This is a genomic window from Knoellia aerolata DSM 18566, assembly GCF_000768695.1.
GTDB classification, from domain to species: Bacteria; Actinomycetota; Actinomycetes; order Actinomycetales; family Dermatophilaceae; genus Knoellia; species Knoellia aerolata.
Window position 1 is genome coordinate 1 of sequence record NZ_AVPL01000065.1, and the last position, 17,222, is coordinate 17,222.

Here is a 17,222-nt window from a genome sequence, read left to right on the forward strand (position 1 = left end):
AACCTGTCACCTATCGGTGCAGCAGTCCCGCCGGTCACGAGATCGCCGATGGTTTCGGGAGTGAGAGCACCGTCCGCGCCCGCCTCGACATACGCCTTCAAAGAAGCTCGGAAGTCCGTCAAGCACTTCGGGTCTTCAATGGCTGCGTCGACTAGGTCCTCCACCACCACCTCGGCCGGTACTGGAGACTCGTCTTCCTTCCGCCGTCCGGCAACCCAAATGGCGCCTCCGACAGCAAGGCCTGCCACCAAGAGCGCCCCACCGGCCTTGGCGGCTGTCATGCCATCCAGTTTCGGCAACTCGATCTTTGAGATGTCGAACCTGACGAGGCGCATCCTGTTGACTTGCCTGGCGACCTCCTCAACAACTTCTTCCACATCGGGCGCCTCATTTAAGAGTTCGACGAGGCGGCCTGTCCCCACTTCACGCACGACGCCACCCACTTGGTACGCCAGTCCCGCAGCAATCTTCGCCGCGGTAACGGTGGTCATCTGTAGTCGCGGCTGGAGAACGATCGTTGGGTCAACCATGGCGTGATCGTAGGGCGAAATGCCTCCGCTCGAGCGCACCTCAAGCGACTTGCTCAGACCTGAGCCCCGGCGACCTCAAACCTTCAGCCACGGGCCTGCTGAGTCACTGCAATGCCACGCGGACTCAATCTGACGCGAAAGCGGGCGGCTCGCCTGCCCAAGTGATCCCTGCCGCGTCGTACTTCGCCGGGCCGCGCACGCCTGAGTTCTCGAGCTTCTCCAGCGTGTAGTTCTCGCGAGCGGTGACCACGACGACGGTACGTGCCGCTGTAAGGACGTCGTGCCAGTCATTGACTGTGATCGTGCGCTGCAGTTGATCGGCGCCGAACTCATAGACGTGGTCGGCGTGCAGAGCGTCGTCGGATCCGTTCTTTGGGGGCATTTCGCCTCGCGCGGCGTACCCGTCGATGACCGTCTGAGCACCGGCAGACCTGTAGGGCAGGGTGGCCTTGCGGTTCGTGTTACGACGGCGCATTTCGTGCCGGATCACTCTCAATGCGTCGGCAGCTTGCAGCCGGTCGGCGCGAACTGCATCGGCGAGAACCGCCGCCAGCTCGGCGTCGCGCTGGTCCCTATTGGTTCGGGTCATGCGGCCATTGTGTAGGGGCGGAAGTGCACCGCACATCGGAACGCGCCATTCTCCATACGGGAGTGTTATCGACCGAGGCCAGTCTCGCCTACTGCCGATACACAGGGGAGGATGAAAGTCAGAGCCGGATGGCTTCGAACAGCGCATCGGTTCCAGCCACTTGGTCCATAAGGTCGACCACTCCATCTGACCATGTCTCCCAGAGCCCACCGGGAGTGACGAACCGTGCCCCGTGATCCGACCCTTCGCAACCATCGAGACACAGCAGGGCTGCCATTGCCATGGTTGGTCGTACCGACATTCGACCTGCGGCAGCCAAGTTCGAGGTAGTCCGTGAGCCGCGCGGCGGCTTCAAGTCCACCGCATCCGCCGCGATCCGCTCGTTCAAGCAGTGGTCTCAAGAGCTGCGTCGAACCGCCCATGAGCCAGTCAAGGACCGTCGAGACCTCCCACACGTGAGGGTAGAAACCGACCTACTCCCAACTGGGCGATGAAATCGCGAACTGCTGTGTCTCGTCGGGGAGAGTCGTGGGGCTTGATGTGGAGGATCGGATACATCGCACTGATGAAGCTCGGCGCGGAAAACCACAACTCGACCCAGCGGCCGGAGCCCGCCTCGTTTGGGCTGTTTACGAAATATAGCCGGATGTCGCCGTCTGCGACTTCCACTCGATCCGGCGAACCGTGCACGATCTTGTTCGCGATGTCCCGGACCGTCACGGGCGATGTGGCTCCGCCCGGCAAGGCCAGCTCGCCCTTAATTGCCACTCGCTGGTCAGCGGCAGACACGGATTCCCGGACCTCTGCCGCAAGGGCTTTGATGGACATCTGAGCCAACGCGGGTATGAGATCGTCAGCCTCGTCCCTGACTTTGTAAGTACCTGGGTGCGAGGCCCACAGAGCAGCGAGCGCGCTTAGAAAACTCCATGTCAGGCGCAGGTCGGGCTGGGCTCCCATGACACACCACCTCCAAGCGCAGTCTTGCCGAGGCGCGAACGATGCGCCACTGTGTCCACGCACCCAGCGTCATACCGCCGCGAGTTCGGCACACCAGCGACCTTGAGCAGGAGGCTGGTGAGTCAGGGCACATGCCACGCTGAGCGTATGTACCGACCGTCCGACGTTGCCGGCGTCGAGCTGAAGCGACCGCCGGTGCTGGAGAGTTGGAACGCTCGTGATCACCCCGATCAACTGAGGCTGAGGAAGTTCCTCGATGAGGTCGAAGACGCATTCGCGCTCTCAGACGCGGACGGGAATCTGGTGCTTGACCTACACGTCGGTCTACCGCAGTCCAAGCCTTTGATGTCCGGCGGCGATCTGGACAACTACCTGTTCCCGATTGCCCGGCGCCTTGGGGCGCAAAGGTTCGATGCCGTGTTCGGCACCAAACGCCACGGCGACTCGTCGACAGTGTCCGTCACGCGAGCGCGGCCCGTCGCTTCACCCAGGGAAGCGGACATGGTGGTCCGAACAACGGCCTCGGCGACTAGCCGAGTGTGGAAGGAACAGGTCCGAGATGCCTGCGCGTTGGCGATGCCGGTCGAGCCAATCCCGGGAGCCATCGGTATCGACATCGAGTTCCGCCTCAGCCCCGCCAGGAACTGGAGCACCCTCTGGAAGCCAGCGATTGACTCGCTCGGGCCGTTGCTGGGGGTCCCGAGTCCGGGCCGACCGTTCACGCCGAACGACGACCGGATCGTGCGTCTGGGCTTGCACCGTTCCCTAGACGCCTCCTTGGGTTGGGACATCGTGCTGAGCGTCTGGTGGACCACCGCGGGCGATGAATAAGCGCCGCGCCACCCGCGTCACACCGCCGCGTGATCTCTCGGCGACTTCGGTAGAGGTCGGTGACGGTGCCGCTTACCAGTGGGATCGTGAGGCTATGACCGTAGGTGAGGAGACCATCTGGGCCAGGCTGGACGAGTGCGTGCAGTCTCTGACTGAGCCGTTCACCGCCGCAGAGATCATGTCGTGGTTCCGACGTCACTACCCGGACGTGAAGGAGACCTCGCTGCGAGCTCATATCCAGTCGGCCAACTCGACCTCCCCAGACCGCGGAACGCTCGGTTACAGATCACCCTTGATCACCCGTATCCAGCACGGGGTTTACGTCAGGGCGACTGACGATCGCCAACGAGCACCGGCACCGCCCGCTTCAACGGATCGCGGCTCCAACCGCCTCGTTGCGTCAGTTCCGCCGACCTCACCGACTCCCGCCACCCCGGACGAGCCGGAGTGGCACACCGAGGCCCGTGTGCAGGCGATGGTGGTCACTCACTTGGCGACTCATGGGTGGCAGATTCTCTCGGTGGCCGACACAGCGTCCCGTGCCCACGGCACCGACATCGTGGCTAACAAGGGCAGCGAAAGGATCGGGGTGGAGGTAAAGGGCTTCCCCAGCAAGCGGTACGCCGACCCCGCCCGCGCCCAGGAGAAGAAGCCAACCCAGCCTTCCACTCAGGCGCGAACCTGGTACGCCAACGCCCTGCTTTCTGCCCTCCGACTCAAGAGCCGCCAACCGTCACTGACCGCCGTGATGGCCTTCCCCGAGTTCGTGACCTACCGCAGCCTCTATGCCGATACGAAGCCATGCCTAGACCAAATCGGCGTGAAAGTCTGGTGGGTCTCGGAGGACGGCGCCGTAACCGCCGACGAGTGAACGACCCTCAGGCACTGCGCCCCACGTGCTTCTCAGCGCCGCCAGCCGGGCGCGGAAGCTGCGCGTCTACCGCGACTTGCAGGCGACGCGGGCTCTTCGTTCTGGGTTTACACCGCCGCGCGTCGTATCGGGTTCGCCTCGTTCGTTGTACTGGTGAGAGGCCGGGAGCCCGGATCCTGCTGACGTCCTACATGTGTGAATGGAGCGACATGACCAGACCGTTTCGATTCGGGGTCGTTGCCCCGGTGCTGACTGACGTGCCGACGTGGCTCTACCAGGTGCGCCGGATCGCCGACAGCGGGTATTCGACCCTGCTGATGCCCGATGTCCCGCACTGGCAGCCTGCCCCGGCTCCCACGCTCGCGATGGCAGCGGCTCTCACGAACCTGCGTGTCGGCACCTGGGTCTACGCGTCCCCGCTGCGCCCAGCGTGGAGCACCGCATGGGAGGCGCACTCGATGTCGGTGCTCACCGAGGGTCGCTTCGAGATGGGCATCGGCACCGGCAGGCCCGGGATCGAGGACGAACTGCGCCAGCTCGGGATGCCCGGCGCATCCCCGAACGAGCGGCTCGCCCGGGTACGCGAGACGGTGGCGGCACTCCGAGAGCTGGACGGCCCGGGCGTCCACACGCCGATCGTCATGGCTGTCCGCGGGCCGAAAGCCCAAGCGCTTGCCGTCGCAGTCGCCGACACCGTCACCATCGCAGCGTTTGCCAGCGACACCCGTGCCGCGGTCGCCGGAATGGCCTGCGACATCCGCGCCGTGCGAGACGTCGAGCTCGCGCTGCACGTCCCGGTCGTCGGCGACACTGTCGCGCCGTTCATGGCGTCCGCGCGAGATACCGATCCGGCCGCGTTGCGGGAGGCGGACTCGCTGGCCGTCCTGCCCGATGACCCAGCAGCCGCTGCCGAGGAGATCCAGCGACGGCGTGAGGAGATCGGTTACTCCTACTTCGTCCTGGGCGCTGACGCCGCCGAGGTATTGGCCCCCATGGTCGCCGAGCTGGCTGGCCAGTAACCGAGCGCTTCATCGGGTCCGGCCTTTGCGTCATACCGCCGCGATGGCCGTCAGGGCGGGTCGCGAGACCTCGCACCTGAACACGCTCGTTTTTGGACCGCTAGCCTCTGCCACGTAAACCCGCTCGTGGCGGCACGTGCGACGTTGATGCTTAAGCATCGAACGCGGGCCAGAGCCCGCAGGACTGGAAGTACTCCGGGGCCTCGGGCTTCTCGTTGAACTCGAGCAGGCCGCCAACCTTCTCGAGCAGGAGCTCGCGCACCTCTGCCGGCGTGGCGAAGAAAAACTCGCGGCGTGCGTTGACGTGGTTCACACGCCGGTCGGCGAAGGCCTTGTGCAGCTCGTTCTCCAACGTGATGGCGTCCTCGGAGAAGAACAATGCGTGCGTGTCGTAGAGGAACGGCACCGACGCATCCCCAAGCTCCCGGACACGGTCGCGGGGCTCCAGCCGGCGCGTCATGCCGATCTTCACCACGTTTGGGCCCAGTGCACCGACGTTCGAGATGACGTAGATGTACCCGGCACGAATGTTCGCGGCCCGGTAGTCGTTGGCCTCGATGGCGGCGTCGATGTCGTGCAGCCGCCCCTCAAGCTCCGCGACCGCCGCGTCGTCGCCCTTCGCACGCAAGGCCTCCAGGACCCCCAGGTAGTGCGCACGCTCCTTGTCGAGCTTCTCGCGCTCAGCCGCGAGCTCCCTCTCGACCCGCTGCTGCTCCTTGAGCTCGGCGCGCTCCTCCCGGGCGCGTTCTCGTTCTTCCTGGACCTTCATCTGGAAGTCCGCGGTGAGCTCGAGCTCCTCCACGCGTACCTGGTGGTAGTCCGGGTTGACGCGCATCTCCATGATGGCGCCGAGCCGCTCGATGGCCGCCATCGCCCGCTCCAGCCGCGCTACGGCCGTGCGGACGTTGCCGGAGCGCAGCGAACGGACGCAGTTGTCCGCCTCCGCGTTGTATGCGCGGAGCATCAGCTTGGAGAAGTCCGCGGTCATCTTGCGGCCTTTGGCGAGGGATCCGTCGAACGTGAACATGTCGGACGCAAGGACGGCCCGGCCGGTCTTCACGTACTCGTCTATGCGCGCGTTGACCGCCTCGAGCCGGTCCTTGTACGCGGCTGCGTCCTCGAGCGGGTGGTGGTAGCGGTAGATGCCTACGTCCTGCAGCACCCGCTGGTCGTTCAGCTCGACCACTCCGTCTCCGCTCCCGCCGGTCCCGGCGCGCGCGACAGCGAGCGCACGCTCAAGTTCACGGATCCGTGCAAGGAGCGCAGCATCACCGCCCACGGGTGCTGCGGAGGACGGCGTGGCGGCCGTGGACGATGCAGGCGCGGGAACGGTCACCGGTGTGCTCGCTGGTGCGGTCGCCGGTGCTGCCGGTTCTTTGTTGGCCGCGTCGGCGGTCGCACTGACGTCATCGGCCAGCGCCGGCATCGGGTCGAATAGCGGGTCCCACCCCGGTTCGGATGCGGCCGGCTCACCCTCCAAGCCTGCGTCGACGTCGCCGTCCGGCAACCAGACCTGCCATCCCTCCGGTGGGTCGGGCCACAAAGGGTCCGGCTTCCACCCTGCCGGCGGCACCCATCCTTCCGGCGGCTGCGGCCACCCGGGCGGAGAGTTGAACCGCATCACTTCCCTTGCTGCCGCACGCCGCGGCCAGTGTCAGCCGGGAGCAGGTCGAACGGGTTCTTCGACAGCGCCCCACCCAGGTGCTTGAGCGTCTCAACGGGCACGACGTCGGCGAGGTTGAACTGGCTGAACGTGTCGCGGCCGGCCGCGACCTGGACCAGCGGCACGGTCTCTGGCAGGCCGGTGGCCGGCGCGACGCGGTTCACGCCGACCGTCAAGGCGATGGACTGGATCTTCCCGGCACGGTCAGCCTCGAAGATCTCGTCCAGCGTCCGCAACGCCGTCTCGTGCACAGCAGCGGAGTAGCGGTCCTTCTGCGCCTTCGCGGTCAGCTGGGTGGCGACGATCTCGTCCTTCGCCTTCACGTACCGGTACTCCTTCACCGTCGGCAGCACCGACGGCTCAGGCACAAACACCCTCATGGTGAGTTCGCGGGTGGACAGGTCGAACGAGTGGTCGTGCTCCACCGGGAACGCGTCCGGGTACACGGAGTTCGACAACACGATGCCGACGTACTCCTCGATCGCGGTCGGGACGTCGAAGGCAAGGTCGTTGATGAACTTCGTCAGCTCCTCGTTTCGCGCCTGGGCGTCGACCTCGCGCTGCTGGCACTCGGCCTGGTAGCGCTCCTGCGCCTTCGCCAACTTCGCCAGCCGGTCCTGCTCGGCTGCCGCGTGCTTCTCCATCGCCCGGTCGTGCTCGGCTGTCCGCTCGACGACGTAGGACTGGTGCGCCCTCGTGGACTTCTCGTGCTCAGCCTTGGCGACCTCGATGGCAGTTGCATGCTTCTTCTTGCCGCCGAACGCACCGGCCAATCCCTTCGGTGCTTCGGGCTCGCGGTAGATAGGAGCGTTTCGCAGTGCGGGTGCCAGCGGGGGCCTGATGGGCTCGGCTAGCGCCCCCGGCGCGAAGTCAGGGTGGACGGCGGGCGCCTTCAACGTCTCGAGGTCGACGTAGTCGTCCACCTCCAGGGTTGTCTCGAGGAGCCGGTCGATCTCCTCGTAGGTGGACACGAGGGCCGAGTTCATCTCTTCGACCTCTGCTTCGCGTGCCTCGACGTGGAGCCTCTTGGCTTCTTTCTCGGCAGCCTTGCGGTCGGCTTCGTTCGCGCGCTGTGCCGTCAGTCGGGCGCGCTCGGCGGCCTTCCTAGCGCGGTCCGACGCGCGTACCGCCGCGTCGTGCGCACGGCCTGCTGCGGCTTGCTGCTGACGTTGCCTCTTCTCCGCCTGCTGAGCTTGGTAGTTCAGCTCCGCGAAAAACCCCCGTTTTGCCATTCCCACACCTTTCACGTCGGCTGCCTCGTCGGCTGCCTGACCACGGTAGTCGCGGCCGTCGGCGTCGACGGCCGGTAGATGTCTTCAGTCGACGAGTTTGTCGAGCCGAACCTGTGCCGCCGAACCTGCTCGGCGGTCCGGCGGACACACGTCGAGCCAGCGGCGCAGCACCGCTACCTCCTGCTCACGCTCGCCCCGTTTGCGATGGATGATGGCGGCCTGCTCGGTGTACCAAGGCGCAGGCTCCCGATCCTCCCGGTCAGCCTCGGCACCCTCGATAGCCCGGTAGCAGAGTTCGAGTGCCTCCTCGAGCTTTCCTTCACGCTTGAGCTGCTTGATCGGCTCGATCGTCTGTAGGTAGTGCACTCCGTCTACCAGGCCACGACGGAACTCCTCGGCACGGCGCGGGTCGTCACCTTCGAGCGCCTCGCGAATCATGCTGGCCGTGCTGGCCGCTGCTTCAGCGCGCTGCTCCTCCACAGTCACGGCAGCCGGGTTCGCCTCACTGTGCGGCCACGACACGGGCGCAGACCCGGCGGCAACCCAGCCGATGACTCGCATCCCGTCCCCGACGTGTGCGCCCCACATATGCACTTGCGCAGCCGCCGCCGCACCGCTCAGCGGCTTGTTGTCCGGGTTGACAAGCGCAGCCATGAACCCGGGCAAGAACCCGACGCGGGCACCGTCGACGTGCACTGCCACGACTGGGTCCGCGCGCCCCTCCGCCCCGACCGCCACAAGCGTCGCCGGCGACTCGAAGTGGCCGCCGTCCGGGAGGCCCTTGAACGCGAACATGTGCCGGCACTCGTCCGCAGCCTCCGTGGTCGTGCCGACCATCTTCATCGGCTCACCCGAACCCCAGTCCGGCCCGACCTGAACCGTCATCGTGAACGTCACGGCGTCGTCGACGTCACCGACGTTCTGCCCGCCACCCGTCGCAACCGCTTCAGGCTCGGTCTCACGGCTCGTCGCCCGACGCATCCAGTCTCTGAAACCCATCGATTGACTCCTCAGCAGCCGCGACCCGGTGGCGGCAGGTCCCCCCAACACCCCGTGCGACGGCAAACCCCGTCGCTCAAGCCAAGGCTATGAGAACCAACCGACAACCGCACCCAGTTCCAGGGGACCCGGAGCGCACGTGCAAGCTGCGCAGGGTCAACGCACGAACTGCTCTAGGCCCAGGTACCCCGCCATCGCAGCCAGCCGGCATGCGGCCGGTCAACGACTGTGAGCGACGCCGGCGCCAACGCCGCTGCCGGGCCCGCGCCCGACCTCGACTACACGCCGATAGCGTTCAAATGCCGTCAACTGGGGCAGCGGATCCGAGGTTGCACGATGAGCGCGTCTTCGCCGCCTGTCGGGCAGGAGGGGTGAAGGCTAGGACGAGATGGCAGTCACGCGGGAGCCGATGTGCAGAGGAGGCGTATGTCGAAGGTGTCCCATTCCGCCGCCAGTCGGCGTTCGCCGTCTACCGGATCTGCCGATGAGCGTGCGTTGCGGTCCCTGCTCCTCGGCCGTTCTGGACGCAAGGCGTGTAAGCGTGACAAGGACGGGCAAACGTGGCGGGCAATCGCCGAGGCTCCTCTAAACTGCCATCGCGCTTCACCCTGGGCCTTGGGAGAGGTTGCACGGTGTGGCCGCGTACGGGACGTGACCATCCTTGAGTGCTCTTGACTGTTGGCGGATGGAGGAACATGGCGTCTTCGGCGCTCCCGACTCGGGGCATCAGGGACCCCTTGGTTCGGATTCTCAACCTCAATCGCACGCTGGCGCTTGCTGTCTTCCGGATTGCTGAGGGAGGCGCTGACCCTGAGGTGACCTGGCGTCAAGAAGCCGAGGACCCGAAAGGTGCCTTTCAAGCACTTGGGACATACGTCGCCATCGGTGCGATGGTCGCTGCAGCCCTCGTTCCATGGCCGTACTACTTGCTGATTCGGGATCTCCTCCCACGCGGTCTCACGACGGATCTCCTTGCTGTGATGTGCATAGTTCTCGTTCCGTTGTCCGGTCTGATCGGCTACGTGGACTGCCGCTTGGCGGCGTCGCGTGAGGCGGAGAACATCACGCTCTCGAAGACACCGCCCGCCCCACCAGCCCGCTTAGATCTCCTAGGCAACGGCCGGGTATTGGGGCGAAGCTCAACGCTAGGTTTCGTCGCAAGCCTGGTGGCTTCAGCACTCTTCGCCATCTAACGCTGGTGAAGCTGAGCCATCCGCGTGGGCCGGCTCGCCCGGGTGGCGAATGCCCGCATCTGCCGCGGACCGTGAGGCGTGCGGGCGGCAGGTCACACCAGACGCGTCAACTTGGTCCGACCAAGGACACTGGAAAAGTCCACGAAGTACAGGTGATCATCGGGCCGCATCCGACGAAGCACGTCCACAAGGGGAACGCCGTCGATGAAGTCGCCCTCGGCGACCTCCCAAGGTTCCTCGGACGAGATGGGGTAAACCGGCAAATGATCGATGCCCTGTACCTCATGAGTCTTGGCCATGCCCACATTGTGACTGCACCAAGCGCGCGGCGAGACCGCAGCCGACGTCGTCGCCAACTCGTCCTCTTCTGCCGCGAATCTGAAGCGTTTAGGCGCATGGTCACTTCGGAGGGGCAAGCGGGTCGGCAGGACTCACCTCGACGGTTTCCCCAGTCGACTGGTCAACAACGGTGCGCGTGCCGAGCGGCGCGTTCAGGGTCACTACGACGCCATCGGCGCAGTCGTCGCCGTTGCGACCCAGCCAACGTCCGCTCGTGACCTGGACGCGCACCTCGGTGTCGGACTCCACCACTTTGGCCGTCGGGGTCTCGTTGCATGACGCGACGTTGAGCTCTAAGCGCGTGGACTCGGGATCGCCGTAGGCCGCAAACACGGATCGGCTCCGACCGTCGCACCCCCTCGAGGCGAGGAACACGCAGGCCACGACCGCTATCACTCCCGGGGTCCGGCGAAGTCTCACGTTCTGACCGTAGCGGCCCACGCGGGAGCACCCCTCTGCTCAAGGCCGGGAACGTCCGGATCTGCCGCACCCGGACTGTTCGCAGAGTGTGGACTACTATCCCAGCCCGTTCCCTTCGGGGCGCCACTTACGGGCTTCGCGCTCATCCCAACGGAGGAAGTCAGCCACCCCGGCGAGCATGAAGTCGGCGTCGTAATCAACTTCGGGGCGTTCTAGCCACCTCCACATGGCGGCGAACGTTTCGCGCAGCGTCCAGCCCGTCCACGGGGATCGCAACAACCAGAGGAGTCCGCCGAGCTGGGGCTCGTCCTCCAGCCGCAGCTCCCGTGTCTCGGGCACGAAGCGCCGGTGTTCGTCCGGCCACATCTCCGCCACCAGGAGCACCCCGGTGTACTCCTCTACCGGTTCGAAGCCGAGCTGCCGCAGCTCAGTGACTCCCGGGACAACACTCGGTCCGTCAGCGCCCCCATTGCTCATGGCTGGATAGTTGCACAGTCCCTCCTTCCACGAGCCGATCCGTGGGATGCCGGGAGAAGGCCCCCCAGCGGGGCCGGCAACGTCCTCAATTGCCGCGGATAGGGCGGGCCAGGGAGGCGTTCGGATCTGCGGGAGGGTGACCGGCGGCGCCGACCTGGTGCGCGAGAAGCTCCAGTGAGTCCTCGGCGATTTGCCGCCTTGACGGCATTCGCTGTCCTACTCTGACGCCTGAACACAGCCGTGGCCATGCGGCCGCCACCATCACGGGGGACACCATGACCACACCAGCGAACCCGCCCGCAGCGCAGCCGAACCCGCCTGTAGACAACAGTGAACTCTCGCGAAAACTGACGCCGGCACGGCTGTCGACCGGCGTCATCATCATTCTGCTCATCACCATGTTCGCCTCGTGCTCGGCGGCGAGCAGCGCGCAAGATGCCGCGAACAGCTCAGCGAATCAGCCCGTCAGCGACACCTCCGGGCTCGCCACCACAGAGGAGGTCCAAGCCATGTGCCGGCTGCTGGGTGCGGTCGCGACCAAGCAGGGAACGGACGTGACCGCGGTATTCACGGACAACCAGACCGGCACCATGTGCGAGCAGGCAGCCATCGAGGCCAGCCGTCCACGCCACTGACCCCCGGGAAATACCCGCGAAATCTGGGGCCTTCGCTCATCGATGGCCGTGGCAACGAGCAGTCCAACTGGAACGACCTGTCATGCTGCATGGGGGGTGCTGACGCGCGTCACCTCTCGGCGGGGGCTAGTGGGATGAGTTGGCCCTCGCTGTCGAGAATCCTGCGGTCGCCGAGCGGTGATTGCAGGGTGACGCGAACGCTGTCCAAGCAGTCACCCTCACTGTCACCCATCGGGCTCGAGAGGATGGCTCGGAGTCGCACATATGTCGTGGTCTCCTCGACCTCGGCTCGTGGGCTTTTGTTGCACGAGGCAACGCTTAGTTCGAGCTGGACTGAGTCGGCACGGCCATAGGCGTTGGTGATGTCGCCCTCGAGCGCTCCCTCTGAGGCGCGATTGACGCACCCCGTAGGGGTCACGGCGACAGCGCTCAGCGCTACGGCCACAAAAGCGAACCGTCTCCACCCCATCGGCAAAGCCTAGGGGACGTCAGGGGAGTGAGCCAGAGCAACGCGCGCTGGTCTGCGAAGCTCCGTGCGACAGCGTCCGGACATGCCGTTGGGTGCAACCGTGAAGCACATCCATCTCTTAGGACGAACCCGCACCGCCTGCTGGAGTGCGTCCGTGATCCGCTCTAAGCGAATTGCCGCTCGCCGCGGTCGCATGATTGAGAGCACGTACGACGTTGCTTGTCGCAAACCCAAACCGTTCGTCGGCCGGCGTCATGTCACGTTGAAAACTCCGACTTTGGAACGGGGCGGGTATAGCGGTTGTCGCCGCCCGGGCAGACTCTTCATCCATTCGGTCGATTACAGCGAGATCGACTTGGTTCAGCGCGACCTCGTTGACCCAGAGCACTTGTTCACTGTCAACACCCAGCCCGAGCCCCCGAGTCACGGTTGCTGTGCGTTCCAGGTTTGGCGCCACGGCCTGATGCCATGTGGGCGTCCGGGACATGTCGCGTTCGTGGATCTCGCCAGTGAGCCACTGTCCGGATTTGTTGCGGATCGGGCCTAAGGTGGCGTTGGCCGCCTTTGCCCGTGATTCGTTCGGCCAGCGCGGACGATCCGTACTGATGAACAGGTCCACGTCCAAGGCATGTCCAAGACGTGGCGCGTGCCGCACCACCCCCGATTGCGCCCGATCGGGTCGTCTGACGTCGCCTGGGTTCGGGCCTGATGGAACGCCGGACCTGAACATCGTCCAATCGAATCTGAACCTGACGCAGTGCCGCACGTTGGACTGGATCTCGCGACCGGCAAACCAAATCGGAAGGTTCCATCGACCGACGGCCAGCCCAGTGTTGCCATCCACGCTGGAGTCCCGCCCGATCTTCAGCCACGGCCCTGGTCCTGGGTTTTCGGGTCGTGGACCGTGCAGGCTGAGCTTCATATCCGTGAGGCCCGGCGCTGTGGACTTGATGTAGAACGAAGTACCTGCGGGCCAGATGCGCCATGCGTAACTGTTCGCTGGAGTGGCGTCATCACGCACCAAGAAGAGGATCTTCTCCAGGTCATTGGTCGCTTGTCCGTCGAAGGAGCTTGACGTAGCAGTCACCCGTAGGACCCAACATGCTAGGCATCTGGCGCGTCAACCTCGCCACTGACGCCGCACTCCCCGCCTCCGGGTTTCCGCTCATGCCGCCGTGGGTGCGCGACCTTGAAGACATCGGCCTGGGGCCTGAGTCAATCCGAGCGTCGCCGAGCCTTGCTCACTTTGCTCGACGGACCGCTCGGAGGTGCCGTGCGAGACGCTCGGCGATCCGTAAGGGAGCCGGATTCATGACCGACTCCCATGCGGTCCTCTCCGCCGCAGCAGCTACGCGCAGCCGCGCCAGCGCTTGGTCTGCGTCGCTGTCAGGTACCGCGGTACCAGCCGGCCACTTCAGTGCCGCCAGGGTGCTGGTCGCCACCCAGCGCGGACCTCGGCGGTGCACGCATGAATGCTCGAACGCTGCACGCTCTTCGGCAGTCGCCGCATGTGCCTCCAAGTAGCCCCAGAGCCCGGCGGCGTCGAGCTGCCCATCCATGCGGTAGGCCTGGGCCAGCAGTCGACGAGCCTCCAGGTCGGTCGGCCGGTCGACCAAGTACCCCTTGAGCCGGTGCCGCGCTGCAGCGGGGTCACCGGCACTAAGGTCCGCCCGGGCGCGAACCAGGCCACTGCTACGACGCGACCCGCCCTCAGCGCCCATGCCCAGAGCATCGCATCAGTGACAGCCGCCAATACGCACATGCCGCGCAGCGGGCGCTTTCAGTGCGTACCTTGACGGGATGGATCGAAGCCTGCGGCCTCTGTGCCGTCCCGGCGGGCCAGTTTCTTGCCAAGCGCCTGATCAGGCACCTTGCGCCAGATCTTCCGGCGGCGGCCCTCCAGGCGATCCTGGGCGACCGTGTTCAGCTCCTCGTCAGGCGCTCCTTCTGCCCCCGAGAGTGCAACTGAATCCGCACGGCGATTAGCGCGGTTCACACGCGCTTTGGCCCTCGGGATGTTCTTTCGCGAACCCTTGTCATTCTCCCCATAGACGTTGCGTCCGTCTCTCTCCAGACTGAGCGCCTTCTTCTCCTGTGGAGTCCGTCGTCGCATGGACCGAGATTACGGACTCAGCCCGCCGACGTCCCCACAATAAAGAACCGCTCATGCCGCGATCCGCTCTTCAGGCCTAGGTCCCGAGGTGCGTCTAACCGCCGCGTTCAGGGCGGGCGTGCGATTTCAGGCTGGTCGTAGCGCGTGTGCGAGCCTTAGGTGGATCTCGGCAACGGCGTCGGCGGTGAAAGGTCCTTCTGCCTGGAGCTTGGGATAGAGCTTCTTTGGCCACAATGTCTGCACGCCGCGGGTCGTGAAAGTCCCGCCGATCAGTGGCCAGTCTGCTTCGACAAAGCAAAGCACTCCATGGACGGGGACATCGTCGTCGAGCAGGCCGCGCACGACGTCGACCTGCTTGAGCACTCCGTCGACGAGTTTGGTGCAGTCGCGAGAGCCGACGATCAGTCGTTCAACGCGAGGCCGGAAGAGGCCACCTTCGATCTTGAGGTGAGGACGCCCCCGGTACTTCTTGGCATCGATGACGTAGACGCCGCTGGCGGTCACGGCCAGGTGGTCGATGTTCGCCGTGCTTCTTGGGATACGCCGGTCATGCAGCAGCCGTAGCCTGTCTGAGGCAAGCCGGTTCAGGCCCTTGCCGAGTTTCTCTTCTCCCAGCGCGCCGATGTCCCAAGCGGTCGTGGACTGCTGTTCCTCGCTCACCGCGAGCATCAGCCCGCCGAGTTTGGGGTGCTTGGTCCTAATGCGTTCTTCACGCTTTGCCTTGCGCCGCTCGAACTCTCGACGCGCTGAGGCTCCCGCGGTACCAGACTCAACGACTTCCACGACACCAGGGGCGACGACTTCCACGACAGCGGGTTCGACGACTTCCACGACAGCGGGTTCGACAGCCGGGTAGACGTCGTGACTGACGCACCGGACCGTCTTCGTTGTCCGCTCGTAGACTGCCTCGACCTTGGCGGGGAGCTCGACCCCACACACCCGACAGGCGCCGGCGTACCTCAGGCGCATGCGCTTCTCGTCGGCTCCCCCGTCCACACCGCTACCGTACGGTGAACGGCTTTCCAAGAAGGCGAGACCGCATGGTTTGTCGCCGCATTGCGCCGCGAGCGGTCCTGCCGTCGGGTGAGTCCGCGGCGCGCGTTCCGGTCAGAGGTGCCTACGACCGCGGCATCTCAAGACTTCGTCCGGAGACCTCGATCAGTTCATCGTGCAGCAGCCGTGAGCGGCGGCACGACGCTCGCCGCCCTCCGAGCAGGTCGGCGATCCCGAGGTCGTCAACGATGCATATGTGGTTTCCGGCGCGCCGTTGCTCATCGACGTAGACGAGTTTCTGGCTGCGCACGTTCACGGGGTCAGTCACGACCTCGGGCAACAGCTCCCCGAGGACCAAGATCGATACCCGGGTGTTGCGGGTACCGGACAGTGGTGTTCCGCCCTGCATTCGAACCGCGTCGAACAACTGCCGACGCAGCACGTGCGTACCGTGGATCCTGCTCCTTCCCGTGAACAGGACCACCTGCCCTCTGAGTGTCGCGACGTATCCGCCACAATCGGCTCGCGCTGCCCATGGAGACATGAGAAGAGGTTGGCACGCCCGCCCGAAGCCGGCGTCTGGCTGGATCGTTGCTGGCGCGGCACCTGCCTCGTTTCGACGATTTGAAGCGAGTGACAGCGGGTTTTCGCGGGGCGCCGTCATGAGGCAAGGGTGCGGCGAGAGTCAGTGTGATGCGTCCACGCGCGGGTCGTGCGGAGCAACACCGTGATGACGATCCTGGACCCCTCGTGGACGACCACAGCGACTGGACCACGTTGGTAGACGCGTCGATCGGGGCCATACCGGTGCGGAGAACTGTAGGTCTGCTCAGGGCGTGCCACGCATTGCAGGACCTCGTCACAGCTGAACCCAAGTTCTGCGGCCCGGTCTTTGGCGTGTCGGCTCAGTGTGGCGTTGGCGGTGGTGCTGAGCCTGCCGAGGGCTCGGGCTTGACGAACCTGACGCCGGTTCACCACTGCTCGCCGGTGTCCTCGTAGGCCTTGCGGGCGAGTTCTGGGTACCAAGTGACACGGCCATTCCTGTTCATGTATCCCGCCGCAGCAAGAGAGTCGGCAATCGCACCAAACGACTTGCCGCGGTCATTGCGAAGAGCCCGAGCCTGCTCGCCGGCCCGGCACCAGTCGCGGATGGCGCTGGTAGGCAGCCACCGCATCATCTCGGACGGTGCGTGCGGACCTAGGGCTCCACGGAGGTGGTCCACGTCGCGCAGTCGGTCCATGCGGGGATAGATCGACTTCCACCCGTCACCGGACATCTGCCGTTCGAACCATGACTTCACGTTCAGTTCGGAGTCGGCGATCACCCTGACCGACCCAACGCGCTCGAGGATCAGCCCCACCACGGCCGCCTGCCACGGCAGATCGGGACCCAGGATCGAGAAGCTCTCGAGGATGAACGCCTGGGGCATCTGCAGGCGTCGTTCCTCACCATGTGCCTCGGCATCGGTGACCTCGGCCCACGCGAGCTGCCGACACAGGACCGGCCGCTCGTCGGGGCTGCGGGCGAGGTCGACCTCGGTCTCGGTGGAGTCATCCCAGCGGAAGAAGCCGTGACTGACCAAGTAGTCGTCGGATCCCTCTCGGTCGGAGGGCGCGGTGTAGGCCAGGGCCGGGCGGAGGTTGCTCATGGGTGGGGTGTCCTCTTCGTCGTTCAGCCCGGCGGGCTGCTGACCTCCAATCATCAACATGCAGACAGCCCACGCAAGAAAATGCTTACGCCGATAGTCCGCGGACCGAATCTATTTGTATGAGCACTAATCGGAGACGTATCCGTCGTAGATTCGGTCCATCGGATCGCCGACATGGAAGCCGCGATGAGCGCGAGCCAGACACCTAGAACCAGCGGCTCACTACGTGTGCGTCACTTCGGC

General features: G+C 65.3%; 20 protein-coding genes. 4 read left to right on the plus strand and 16 right to left on the minus strand.

Annotated elements, in window-relative coordinates; all coding sequences use genetic code 11:
- The 4 genes from N801_RS16365 to N801_RS20815 all read right to left on the minus strand — a co-directional run.
- The coding region (locus N801_RS16365) for a hypothetical protein (RefSeq protein WP_035940140.1) at positions 1 to 530 on the minus strand (530 nt) is incomplete at its 3' end.
- A 124-nt stretch (positions 531 to 654) separates the two neighbouring features.
- Positions 655 to 1,119, minus strand: coding sequence for a hypothetical protein (locus N801_RS16370; protein WP_035940141.1), 465 nt, complete (start codon positions 1,117 to 1,119; stop codon positions 655 to 657).
- A 118-nt stretch (positions 1,120 to 1,237) separates the two neighbouring features.
- Positions 1,238 to 1,420 carry a DUF6000 family protein gene (locus tag N801_RS21910; protein WP_369323930.1) on the minus strand — a complete coding sequence of 61 codons (183 nt, stop codon included), beginning with the start codon at positions 1,418 to 1,420 and terminating at the stop codon, positions 1,238 to 1,240.
- 128 nt (positions 1,421 to 1,548) lie between these two features.
- Positions 1,549 to 2,076: a hypothetical protein gene (locus N801_RS20815; RefSeq protein ID WP_156996830.1), complete on the minus strand. Its 528-nt coding sequence runs from the start codon at positions 2,074 to 2,076 to the stop codon at positions 1,549 to 1,551.
- A 147-nt stretch (positions 2,077 to 2,223) separates the two neighbouring features.
- Between N801_RS20815 and N801_RS16375 the strand changes: the two genes are divergently transcribed.
- The 3 genes from N801_RS16375 (at position 2,224) to N801_RS16385 (ending at position 4,797) form a co-directional block, all read left to right on the plus strand.
- On the plus strand, positions 2,224 to 2,907 hold the full coding sequence (locus tag N801_RS16375; protein ID WP_035940143.1) for a hypothetical protein: 684 nt from the start codon (positions 2,224 to 2,226) through the stop codon (positions 2,905 to 2,907).
- A 94-nt stretch (positions 2,908 to 3,001) separates the two neighbouring features.
- Complete coding sequence (locus N801_RS20820) at positions 3,002 to 3,778, plus strand: DUF7669 domain-containing protein (RefSeq protein WP_156996831.1); 777 nt, start codon at positions 3,002 to 3,004, stop codon at positions 3,776 to 3,778.
- A gap of 278 nt (positions 3,779 to 4,056) precedes the next feature.
- Positions 4,057 to 4,797: an LLM class flavin-dependent oxidoreductase gene (locus tag N801_RS16385; protein ID WP_245618488.1), complete on the plus strand. Its 741-nt coding sequence runs from the start codon at positions 4,057 to 4,059 to the stop codon at positions 4,795 to 4,797.
- Positions 4,798 to 4,948: 151 nt separating this feature from the next.
- On the opposite strand, the gene N801_RS16390 is transcribed toward N801_RS16385, so the two are convergent.
- The 6 genes from N801_RS16390 to N801_RS16415 form a co-directional block, all read right to left on the minus strand.
- The gene (locus N801_RS16390) at positions 4,949 to 6,304 is read right to left on the minus strand and encodes an SNIPE associated domain-containing protein (protein WP_245618489.1); all 1,356 of its coding nucleotides are present in this window, start codon (positions 6,302 to 6,304) and stop codon (positions 4,949 to 4,951) included.
- 113 nt (positions 6,305 to 6,417) lie between these two features.
- Positions 6,418 to 7,707: a BAR domain-containing protein gene (locus N801_RS16395; protein WP_245618490.1), complete on the minus strand. Its 1,290-nt coding sequence runs from the start codon at positions 7,705 to 7,707 to the stop codon at positions 6,418 to 6,420.
- A 69-nt stretch (positions 7,708 to 7,776) separates the two neighbouring features.
- A complete protein-coding gene (locus tag N801_RS16400) occupies positions 7,777 to 8,691 on the minus strand; it encodes a hypothetical protein (RefSeq protein WP_035940151.1) in 915 nt (304 codons plus the stop codon).
- Positions 8,692 to 9,976: 1,285 nt separating this feature from the next.
- Positions 9,977 to 10,183: a hypothetical protein gene (locus N801_RS16405; protein WP_035940154.1), complete on the minus strand. Its 207-nt coding sequence runs from the start codon at positions 10,181 to 10,183 to the stop codon at positions 9,977 to 9,979.
- A 100-nt stretch (positions 10,184 to 10,283) separates the two neighbouring features.
- Positions 10,284 to 10,556: a hypothetical protein gene (locus tag N801_RS16410; protein ID WP_156996833.1), complete on the minus strand. Its 273-nt coding sequence runs from the start codon at positions 10,554 to 10,556 to the stop codon at positions 10,284 to 10,286.
- A 183-nt stretch (positions 10,557 to 10,739) separates the two neighbouring features.
- Positions 10,740 to 11,120, minus strand: coding sequence for a hypothetical protein (locus N801_RS16415; protein WP_035940158.1), 381 nt, complete (start codon positions 11,118 to 11,120; stop codon positions 10,740 to 10,742).
- 275 nt (positions 11,121 to 11,395) lie between these two features.
- Between N801_RS16415 and N801_RS16420 the strand changes: the two genes are divergently transcribed.
- On the plus strand, positions 11,396 to 11,755 hold the full coding sequence (locus N801_RS16420; RefSeq protein WP_156996835.1) for a hypothetical protein: 360 nt from the start codon (positions 11,396 to 11,398) through the stop codon (positions 11,753 to 11,755).
- A gap of 587 nt (positions 11,756 to 12,342) precedes the next feature.
- On the opposite strand, the gene N801_RS20825 is transcribed toward N801_RS16420, so the two are convergent.
- From N801_RS20825 to N801_RS16435, 6 genes are all read right to left on the minus strand, one after another.
- On the minus strand, positions 12,343 to 12,843 hold the full coding sequence (locus N801_RS20825) for a hypothetical protein (RefSeq protein ID WP_156996837.1): 501 nt from the start codon (positions 12,841 to 12,843) through the stop codon (positions 12,343 to 12,345).
- 622 nt (positions 12,844 to 13,465) lie between these two features.
- A complete protein-coding gene (locus N801_RS21915) occupies positions 13,466 to 13,945 on the minus strand; it encodes a DUF6584 family protein (RefSeq protein ID WP_369323928.1) in 480 nt (159 codons plus the stop codon).
- A gap of 59 nt (positions 13,946 to 14,004) precedes the next feature.
- Positions 14,005 to 14,337, minus strand: coding sequence for a hypothetical protein (locus N801_RS20830; RefSeq protein ID WP_156996839.1), 333 nt, complete (start codon positions 14,335 to 14,337; stop codon positions 14,005 to 14,007).
- Between the two features lie 126 nt (positions 14,338 to 14,463).
- The gene (locus N801_RS16425) at positions 14,464 to 15,333 is read right to left on the minus strand and encodes a nuclease-related domain-containing protein (protein ID WP_245618491.1); all 870 of its coding nucleotides are present in this window, start codon (positions 15,331 to 15,333) and stop codon (positions 14,464 to 14,466) included.
- Positions 15,334 to 15,454: 121 nt separating this feature from the next.
- Positions 15,455 to 15,772 (minus strand): hypothetical protein, encoded by a 318-nt coding sequence (locus N801_RS16430; RefSeq protein WP_156996840.1) that lies wholly within the window; start codon positions 15,770 to 15,772, stop codon positions 15,455 to 15,457.
- 529 nt (positions 15,773 to 16,301) lie between these two features.
- Entirely contained in the window at positions 16,302 to 16,979 is a 678-nt protein-coding gene (locus N801_RS16435; RefSeq protein ID WP_035940167.1) for a hypothetical protein, read from the minus strand.
- Positions 16,980 to 17,222 lie beyond the last annotated feature (243 nt).